Annotated in this window: 8 protein-coding genes; 5 read left to right on the forward strand and 3 right to left on the reverse strand. The window is 62.3% G+C overall.

Features of this window, described 5'->3' with window-relative positions; genetic code table 11:
- Positions 1-300: 300 nt before the first annotated feature.
- Positions 301-567 carry a hypothetical protein gene (locus tag AC1DUU_RS14095; protein ID WP_476784035.1) on the reverse strand — a complete coding sequence of 89 codons (267 nt, stop codon included), beginning with the start codon at positions 565-567 and terminating at the stop codon, positions 301-303.
- Positions 568-705: 138 nt separating this feature from the next.
- Complete coding sequence (locus AC1DUU_RS14100; RefSeq protein WP_476784036.1) at positions 706-3,189, reverse strand: mechanosensitive ion channel family protein; 2,484 nt, start codon at positions 3,187-3,189, stop codon at positions 706-708.
- Between the two features lie 198 nt (positions 3,190-3,387).
- Between AC1DUU_RS14100 and AC1DUU_RS14105 the strand changes: the two genes are divergently transcribed.
- Genes AC1DUU_RS14105 through AC1DUU_RS14125 form a run of 5 tightly spaced genes read left to right on the forward strand, consistent with a single transcriptional unit; the run spans position 3,388 to position 8,971 of the window.
- On the forward strand, positions 3,388-4,647 hold the full coding sequence (locus tag AC1DUU_RS14105; RefSeq protein ID WP_476784037.1) for a sarcosine oxidase subunit beta family protein: 1,260 nt from the start codon (positions 3,388-3,390) through the stop codon (positions 4,645-4,647).
- A gap of 11 nt (positions 4,648-4,658) precedes the next feature.
- Positions 4,659-4,958 (forward strand): sarcosine oxidase subunit delta, encoded by a 300-nt coding sequence (locus AC1DUU_RS14110; RefSeq protein WP_476784038.1) that lies wholly within the window; start codon positions 4,659-4,661, stop codon positions 4,956-4,958.
- Positions 4,955-7,951 (forward strand): sarcosine oxidase subunit alpha family protein, encoded by a 2,997-nt coding sequence (locus AC1DUU_RS14115; RefSeq protein WP_476784039.1) that lies wholly within the window; start codon positions 4,955-4,957, stop codon positions 7,949-7,951. The genes AC1DUU_RS14110 and AC1DUU_RS14115 overlap by 4 nt, the downstream gene beginning before the upstream one ends.
- Entirely contained in the window at positions 7,944-8,531 is a 588-nt protein-coding gene (gene soxG / locus AC1DUU_RS14120; protein WP_476784040.1) for a sarcosine oxidase subunit gamma family protein, read from the forward strand. Before AC1DUU_RS14115 ends, soxG begins: the two co-directional genes overlap by 8 nt.
- Positions 8,532-8,575: 44 nt before the next feature.
- Positions 8,576-8,971 carry a Rid family hydrolase gene (locus AC1DUU_RS14125; RefSeq protein ID WP_476784041.1) on the forward strand — a complete coding sequence of 132 codons (396 nt, stop codon included), beginning with the start codon at positions 8,576-8,578 and terminating at the stop codon, positions 8,969-8,971.
- Positions 8,972-8,978: 7 nt separating this feature from the next.
- Here AC1DUU_RS14125 and AC1DUU_RS14130 read toward each other — a convergent pair.
- Positions 8,979-9,238 (reverse strand): nitroreductase (locus AC1DUU_RS14130; protein WP_476784042.1); only part of this gene is annotated, 260 nt, incomplete at its 5' end.

A 9,238-nucleotide genomic window follows, 5' to 3' on the forward strand; every position in this document is an offset into this window, starting at 1 on the left:
CTCCCAAAGCAGATCGGTCGCGATCAGTGTGCCGTCGAGATCGACAGCGAGCGGTATTGCCCTGTTTTCTGAACGCGCGTCCATCGAATGCCTGCCCCTGCCCTAGCCAGATGGCGTGAACCACCCGAGCCTCTCGGCTATAGTGGACTGCAGGATTCGGGATGGTTAAAATGGCCGCCGAATGCGACGCGCGCGCCGTGCATATTATCAGTCATGCTTAAGCAAGTGTTAGCAGACAACAGAAAAGGCCGGGCGTTCTCTCGGCCTCTTCGATCAATTCGCAAGAGTTGTCGCGCGAACTTACTTGATGCGAGCAACGCCGCCCGAAATCTCTACTGTTTCCGCACCGGTCAACGCTTCGCGGTCGCCATTGGGCATCGTCACGAAGCAGCCGTCCGAGCAGAACTCAACGGTTTCGCCAGCGGCAAGTGCGAGTTCCGTCTTGGAACCGCCTTCCGTGACGATCAGTGTACGCGGCTCGGAGTCGAGGTTAACCGCGCTCGCGGCATACGCCGCGCCCGACATGGCCAGGAAGAGCGCTCCTGAGGCGACAAGAAACCTGTTCATTCTGCACTCGGTGTTTCCACCGCCCCTGTTCATTTTCGCAAGGCATTCTCGCCGTTTGCAAGGGAGCTTATATGAGTCCGAAGCTGAACGGCAACTGAATGCCTTGTTCATGCCACAATTGCTTTACGCGCGTCGTACTTATTCCGGATCGGGCTTTTTGGATCTTCCAGGCTTGCGTCCAGYGGTGGCTTCGGCAGCACGCTTGCTGCGTGCTTCTTCCACTTCCGCCACTTGGGCTTCAACCTGCTCGTCGTCGGCCGGCCATTTCTCGGCAGGCTTGGCATCATGAGCGCGCGGCGTCGATGGGATATCGATATGCGCACGCCCAAACGCCTCGATGACAGCAAAACGGACGTCGTTCTGGACAGTGTTGCTGCCCAGAAGGTCGGCAAGGAAGAACCTGATCTCAAACTCCAGCGCGGTTGGGCCAAAATTGGCGAACAGCACGAAGGGTTCCGGGTTCTTCAGAATCATCGGATGCGAACGCACGACGTCGAGCATGATTTCATGCGCCCGCTTGGCGTCGCTGTCGTAGGCGACGCCGACCTTGATGTCGACGCGTCCGAGCTTGTTGCGATGGGTCCAGTTGCCGACCGCACTGTTGATCAGTTCCGAGTTTGGCAGGATGACCGACTGGCGCTGGAAGGTCTCGATCTCTGTTGCGCGCACGCTGATCTTCTTGACGGTGCCCGATACGGCACCCGCCACGATCCAGTCGCCGACCTTGAACGGCCGCTCGGCCAGCAGGATCAGGCCCGAGACGAAGTTGGAGACGACGTTCTGCAGGCCGAAACCGATACCGAGGGAGAGAGCACCGGCGACCAGGGCCAGGTTCGATAGATCGAGGCCTGCGGCCGAGATCGCTATCAGACCCGCCAGCGCCAAGCCCGCATAGCCCACGGCCGTGCGGATCGAGTTGCGCACGCCGGCGTCGACCTTGCCGCGCGCCATCACCGAACCGTCGAGCCAGCCCTGGAACCAGCGCGTCAGGAAATAGCCGATCGCGAATACGAGGATGCCCGAGAGGATGCCGACCGGCGAGAAAGTGAAGCTGCCGATCTGGAAACCGGCGCCGATCCGGTAGAGCCAGGTGACCATGTCGCCCGGCTGGAAGCCCCACTGGAACAGGATCAGCGGCACCCCGACGACCAGCACCAGAAGGTTGATGATGATACTGAATACAAGCCCAAGCTGGTCGAGCGTCGTGTCATCAAGCGTGAACATCCTCTTGATACGCCGGCCGACCGTCGTCTTGATGAAGGCGTCTTCCTCGTTGATCGCCTGCGACGACAGGAAGCCGATATACATGGTGGCAAGGATTGCCCCGGTAACGACGATCTGCTGCGAGACAAAGCGCGCCAGACCGATATAGCCCAGCAAGGCCGCCACTATGGTGACCCCGCCTAACGTAAGCAGCACGTACCGGATCAGACGGGGCCAAGGCTTCGGATGGCCATCTTCGCCGACGAACGGCTTGACCAGGCCAATCAGAACGACAAGCACGCCGATGATGACGGTCGATGCGAGTGCTTCGCCGACAGTAAGTGCGACCGGCGATCCGAGCACCTGGTAGACCGAACTCAAGAAGTAATCGAGGCCGGTGAACAAGGCGGTGGCGATGATCAGCAGCATGAGCCAGCGCGCGGCACGGCTCTCGACCGGGATCAGCCGCCAGTTGGGCAGCTTGGGCGACAGCACCGCCATACCCAGCCGCGAGACGAAGAAGACAACGGCGATGACGTAGAACAGTGACGACAGCATCGAGCCGATGTCGCCGCGCAGCACCGCAAAATAGTCGAACAAAAAGTAGGTAACACCGAGGAAGACGACGAGCGCCGACGTCTGCATCAGAGTCGACCAGAAGGCCACCGAAAGCCTGCTGAGATAGGACGGCTCCTCGACCCTGGCGTCAGCCTCGAAAAGCCGGCCGAACATGCGCCGTCCGCCTATGATGATGACGGCGGCGGCGGCCAGGGCAAAAAAGGTCGCGGCCAGCATCGACTTGAGCTTGAAACTGACGACGAAGCGGACCCAGGACGAGACGGTGCTGTAGAGATCGGTCATCTCGGCCTTGAAGGCCTGCATCACCTCGAAGGCCAAGGCAAAGTTGATTTCGTAGCGTTTGGTCAAAAGATTCTGGAACAAATCGCGGCGTATTTCGGTGATCTGGCCGTTGAGCTTGTTGATCCGGATCGAGAGGTTCTCGGCAACACCGAGCACCGCATTGATCTCGGCTTTTTCAGCGGTCAGGCTTTCGCGCTCGCTGATGACGACAGCAGCTTCAGGCGGCTTGCCTTCAGCCGGCGGTTTGCCCAGCTGCTCCAGGCGCGCGTTGATCTCGGCAATGCGCGGACGAAAGGCGACGGCGCTTTGCAGCAAACTGCGTGACAATTCCTCGAGCTGAAGGCGGATATCGACCAGTCCGGCATCATCTTCCGAATTCTCTTCCACCTTCTTTTGCAGCGCGTCGACCTTGCTGGAGAGGCCGGCGATGACCTCCTGCTGGTCGGCGATCACGCCGGTTGGCGACTTGCCGAGATCCTGCGCGACCGCCTGCGAGAAAAGCGCCGCGGCAAGGATGAACAGGGTGACGCCGATGCGCCGGACTGCGGAGAAAAACATGATTTGTCAGCGACTCTCGGTCTGTTTGCCAATTGGCAAGGCGCGCCATTGATAAAGATGCTGATCCACCCGGGCAAGTCGGGGGCTAGACCGGGCGATTCAAAAGTCGGCCTAACGAAAGGCAATGGCGGAATATTGGCTTTGATCTGGAGAAGCTGCCTATAGTGTCCGCACACAGCCCAAAGGATGATTTGCAGGATGGCGGAATATTCGGCCTTTTCGCTTCTCAAGAACGCGCTCAGCGGAAACCGCGACTGGAAGCCGGCTTGGCGCAAGCCAAGCCCCAAGGCAACTTATGACGTGGTGATCATTGGTGGGGGCGGACATGGGCTGTCGACCGCCTACTATCTCGCCAAGGAGCACGGCATCACCAATGTGGCGGTGCTTGAAAAGGGCTATCTCGGCTCCGGCAATGTCGGCCGCAACACCACTGCCATCCGCTCCAACTACCTGCTGCCGCAGAACACGCGTTTCTACGAACACTCGATGAAGATGTGGGAGAACCTGTCCCACGACCTCAACTACAATGTGATGTTTTCCCAGCGCGGCGTGCTCAACCTGGCCCACACACCCGGCCAGCTCGACGATCTCGCGCGCAAGGGCAACGCCATGCGCCATCTCGGCGTCGATGCTGAACTGATGACCCCGACCCAGATCGGCCGCCGAGTTCCAGGCCTCGACATGTCGCAGTCGGCGCGTTTCCCGATCATAGGCGGGCTGATGCAGGAACGTGCCGGCACCGCCCGTCATGATGCTGTCGCCTGGGGTTATGCCCGAGGTGCCGACCGGCGCGGCGTCGACATCATCGAAAATTGCGAAGTCACCGGGTTTCTCCGCGATGGCGACCGCGTGGTTGGCGTTGCGACAAACCGAGGCGAGATCCGGGCCAGGAAGGTGGCGGTCGCCGTTGCCGGCAGCACGGGCCGCGTGATGCAACTCGCAGGCATCGACAAGATGCCAATCGAGAGCCAGGTGCTGCAGGCCTTCGTGTCGGAATCGCTAAAACCCTTCCTCGACACGGTGCTCACCTTCGGCATGGGCCATTTCTACGTCGGCCAGTCCGACAAGGGCGGTCTCATCTATGGCGGCGACCTCGACGGCTACAATTCCTATGCCCAGCGCGGCAACCTGCCCATCGTCGAAGAGGTGATGAGCGAGATGGTCGCGCTGTTCCCAAGTCTTGCGCCGGTGCGCGTGCTGYGGTCATGGGGTGGGGTCTGCGACATGTCGATGGATGGCTCGCCGATCATCACCGCTGGCCCCCTGCCCGGCATATATCTGAATTGCGGTTGGTGCTACGGCGGCTTCAAGGCAACGCCCGCCTCCGGCTTCTGCTTCGCCCACACCATCGCCAGGGACGCGCCGCACGAGTTGAACGCGCCATTCACGCTCGACCGTTTCAGCCGTGGCACCGTCATCGACGACAAGGGCCAGGGCCCGACGCCACGGTTGCATTAGGTTAAGTACTCATGCTGATCACCTGTCCCTATTGCGGTCCGCGCGATGTCTCCGAATTCGCCTATCAAGGCGACGGCAACCGCAAACGCCCCGACCCGACCTCGACCGATCCCGAGGCCTGGAACGCATACGTCTATGACCGGCTGAACCCGGCGGGGGCGCACAACGAGATCTGGCAGCATGCCGGCGGCTGTCGCGCGCATCTTGCCGTCGTGCGCGACACGCTGACCCATGACATATCAAGCGTGCGCTTTGCTCGCGAACATGGCGCGCCTACGCATGGGCGCCGCAAGACGGGAGGCAAGTCATGAGCCCGCGCCGCACGCCATCGGCCGGCCGCATCGATCGTCTGCGCACCATCCGCTTCACCTTCGACGGCACTGCCTATGCCGGGCATCAAGGCGACACCCTTGCCTCGGCGCTGCTTGCCAACGGCGTTTCGCTGTTCGGCCGCTCGTTCAAGTACCATCGCCCGCGCGGAGTTCTGACCGCAGGCATCGACGAGCCCAACGCGCTGGTGACGGTGCTGCGCGGCGACGTGCGCGAACCCAACACTGCGGCCACAATGGTCGAGATCCATGACGGCCTCGTCGCCGTCAGCCAAAACCGTTTCCCCTCGCTCGCTTATGATGTCAGCGCGGTGAACCAGCTCGGTGGCAAGTTCATCTCGGCCGGCTTCTATTACAAGACCTTCATGGGACCGGTGATCGGTCCGCTCAAAGGCACCCGGTTCTGGATGCTCTGCGAAAAGATCATCCGCCGCGCGGCGGGTCTCGGTCGCGCTGGCCATACCCCCGATCCATCCCGCTATGAGCGCATGAATGCATTCTGCGACGTGCTTGTCGTTGGCTCCGGCCCCGCCGGCCTTGCCGCGGCACGCGAGGCCGCCACATCGGGCGCGCGCGTCATCCTCGCAGAACTAGACCCGTCTTTCGGCGGCTCGGCCAATTGGTCCGGCGAGACCATCGATGGCGAGCCGGCCGCCGCATGGGCATCGGACATCGTCGGCGAGCTCAGGGACCATGACAACGTCCGCCTGCTCAAGCGCACCACCGTCTGGGGCGACTACGACGGCAACACGCTGGCCGCCATCGAACGCGTCGGAGATCACAAGGCATCTTCCTCGAAGGGCGCGCCGCGTCATCGCCACTGGACCATTCGGGCGAAGAATGTCGTGCTCGCCACCGGCGCCTTTGAGCGGCCTCTGGTGTTTCCGGGCAATGACCGGCCAAGCGTGATGATGGCCAGTGCCGCCATGCGCTACGCCAACCAGTATGGCGTTGTGCCGGGCGACAAGATCGCCGTCTTCGCCAACAATGACAGCGCCTATCGCGCTGCCGCCGCTCTCAACAAGGCAGGCGTCACCATCGTCGCCATCGCCGACCTGCGCCAGGACATCTCTGAAGCCTGCCGCAAGCTCGCGCAGGCATGCGGCGCCGAACTGCTCACCGGCCATGCGGTAATCGGCACCGAAGGCGGCAAGAAGCTGACAGGCGTGAAGCTGGCGCCCTTTTCCATCGCCGCCGGCGTATTACCCGGCAGCACGCGCAACATCGCGGCCGATTGCTTGATCGTCTCGGGCGGCTGGACCCCAACCATTCATCTCGCCAGCCAGGCCGGCGCGCGACCAATCTGGGACGACGATCTGCAGGCCTTCCTGCCACCGGAAGCTGGCAAAGGCTGGTGCGGCGCGGGGGCATTTAACGGCACATTCTCGACAGCCGAAGCCATTTCCGAAGGTACTGCAGCTGGTCGCAAGGCCGCCGGGCAGCCTGCTCTTGAGAACGGAACATTGCCCGATGTTGAGCCGGCAGCGCTCGACCCGCGCCCCGCGCCGGTCTTCGAGATCAGGGCCAGGGGCAAGGCCTTTGTCGATTTCCAGCATGACGTGACCGCTGACGACGTTCGCCTTGCCCATCTCGAAGGCTTTGTCTCAGTCGAGCACCTCAAGCGCTACACCACGCTTGGCATGGCGACCGACCAGGGCAAGGGCTCCAACGTACCGGGCCTCGCCATCATGGCCGAGGCTGTGGGCAAGCCGATCCCCGAAGTCGGCACGACGCGCTTTAGGCCCCCCTACGCGCCGGTCTCCGTCGGCTCGCTTGCCGCCGAGCGCTTCGGCGACCTCAAGCCCGACCGGCTGACGCCGATGCACGACTGGCACCTCGAAAATGGTGCGACGATGTATTCGGCCGGCCTGTGGCATCGTCCGATGATCTATGGCGAGCCGGGCGAGACCATCGAACAGGCCTATGTCAGAGAAGCGCAGACGACCCGCCAAACCGCTGGCATCGTCGATGTGTCGACACTCGGCAAGATCGCCGTGCAAGGCCCTGACGCCGCCGAATTCCTCGACCGCGTCTACTCCAACCTCTTTTCGACGCTGCCCGTTGGCAAGGCGCGCTATGGCCTGATGCTGCGCGAGGACGGCCTCGCCTTTGACGACGGCACCACCTGGCGGCTTGGCGAGCATGATTTCCTGATGACCACGACCACGGCCAATGCCGGCAAGGTCATGCAGCATCTCGAATATTTCCTCGACGTCGTCTGGCCCGAACTCAAGGTGCACCTGACCTCGGTCACCGACCAGTGGGCGGGTGCGGCCATCGGCGGCCCCAAGGCGCGTGAAATCCTCGCATCCTGCGTCACCGGTACCTCGGTGGACAACGAGGCGTTGCCCTTCATGGGCATTGTCCATGGCGAGATCGCAGGCGCGCCCGYCATGATCTGCCGCCTGTCCTTCTCCGGAGAGATGGCCTTCGAGGTCTATTCAGGTGCCGGCCACGGCACCCACGTCTGGGAAGCGCTGATCGAGGCCGGCAAGCCGTTCGGCATGGTGCCCTACGGGCTTGAGGCGCTGGGCACGATGCGCATCGAAAAGGGCCACGTCACCGGTGCCGAGATCGATGGCCGCACCTCGGCGCGCGACCTGCATCTTGGCTGGATGCTGTCGAAGAAAAAGCCCTTCATCGGCTCGGCGATGATGGACCGCGAAGGCCTCGTCGCCTCAGGCCGTCTCGAACTGGTCGGCCTGATCTCGCTCGACAATCGTCCGCTCAATGGCGGCGCCCATATCGTGGCGGAGATCGACACCGAAAACCCGCATGGCTCGCTCGGGCACATCACCGCTGCCTGCTTCTCGCCCGCGCTTGGTAAATATATCGCGCTGGCGCTGGTTTCCGGCGGCAAGTCGCGTCACGGCAAGCGCGCCCATGTTTCCGATCCGCTGCGCAACCGCTTCGGGCCGGTCGAGATCGTCAGTCACCATTTCTTCGACCCCGAAGGGAAGCGCATGCATGGTTGAGCAGCTTTCACCGCTCGAACCCGTGTTCCGGCCCGGCTCCCACGGCAATTTCGTCGATGGTGTCGGCGTGACCCTTTCGGAGATCGCACCGGGCTCCATCGTCCAGCTCGCGGCCTGGCCGGGCGAGGAAAAGAAGCTGATGGCAGCGATCAGCTCGATCACCGGCCTCAAGCTGGCCGACGGCGCTGGCGCTRGTGCGTCATCGGAACGATACGCTGCCTTCGGTTTCGCGCCGGGCAAATTCCTGGTCACCGATACGTCGGAGGGATTGGACACGACCTTAGCCGGCAAGGTCGCCTCCACGGTCGGAACCGTCACCGACCTGTCGCATGGCCGTACGGCACTCCGCATCACCGGAGCAAAGGCGGAATGGGTCTTGGCAAAACTCTTCGCTATCGATTTTGCGCTCGCCGCCTTCCCGCAAGGGTCAGGCATCTCGACAACCCATCACGACATCTTCACCCAGATCCAGCGCAGCGGACCCGACAACTTTGACCTCTACGTCTTCCGCTCGTTCGCCCGCTCGTTCTGGAAGATGCTGTGCCACGCCTCGGACGAAGTTGGCTACGAGGTGCGCTGATCACCCAGCAGTTTGAGCAACATGTCCTGAGGGAGGAAACGACGATGGAATTCATCAATTCGCCTGACGCCAAGACCCTCAAGCTGCCGTTCGGCCAGGCTGTGCGCGTTGGCGACATTCTTTATCTCTCGGGCGCGCTGGGCAACTGCCCGGGAACACTCGAACTCGTGTCCGACGGCATGGAAGCGGAAGCGCGCCAGACGATGGAGAACATTGCCATCGTGCTTAGGGAAAACGGGCTCGGCTTCGCCGACGTGTTCAAGTGCACGATCATGCTCGCCGACATGTCCAAGTGGGCCGACTTCAACAAAGTTTATATCGGCTATTTCGACCCGGACCGCTTGCCTGCGCGCTCGGCATTTGGCGTGAACGGTCTGGCGCTCGGCGCACAGGTCGAAATGGAATGCTGCGCTTATTTCAGCAAACGGACGAGCACCTGACCTCGCCTCACTTCAAAAACTGAACCCACTCTTCCAGCGGCGCCCGATCGGTGCGGAAGGTGCTCTCGGGCTTCGACGTGTCTTCATGGCCGAGCGCCATGCCGCAGACCACGACCTCTTCTTCGGGGATGCCGAGCACCGGCCTGATTTGGCGGTGATAGGGCGCGAACGCCGCCTGCGGGCAGGTGTGCAATCCCCGCGCCCGCGCAGCGATCATGATGTTCTGCAAGAACATGCCGTAGTCGATCCACGAGCCCTGGTTGAGCC

The organism is Aminobacter sp. P4_H6_2 (assembly GCF_056400805.1).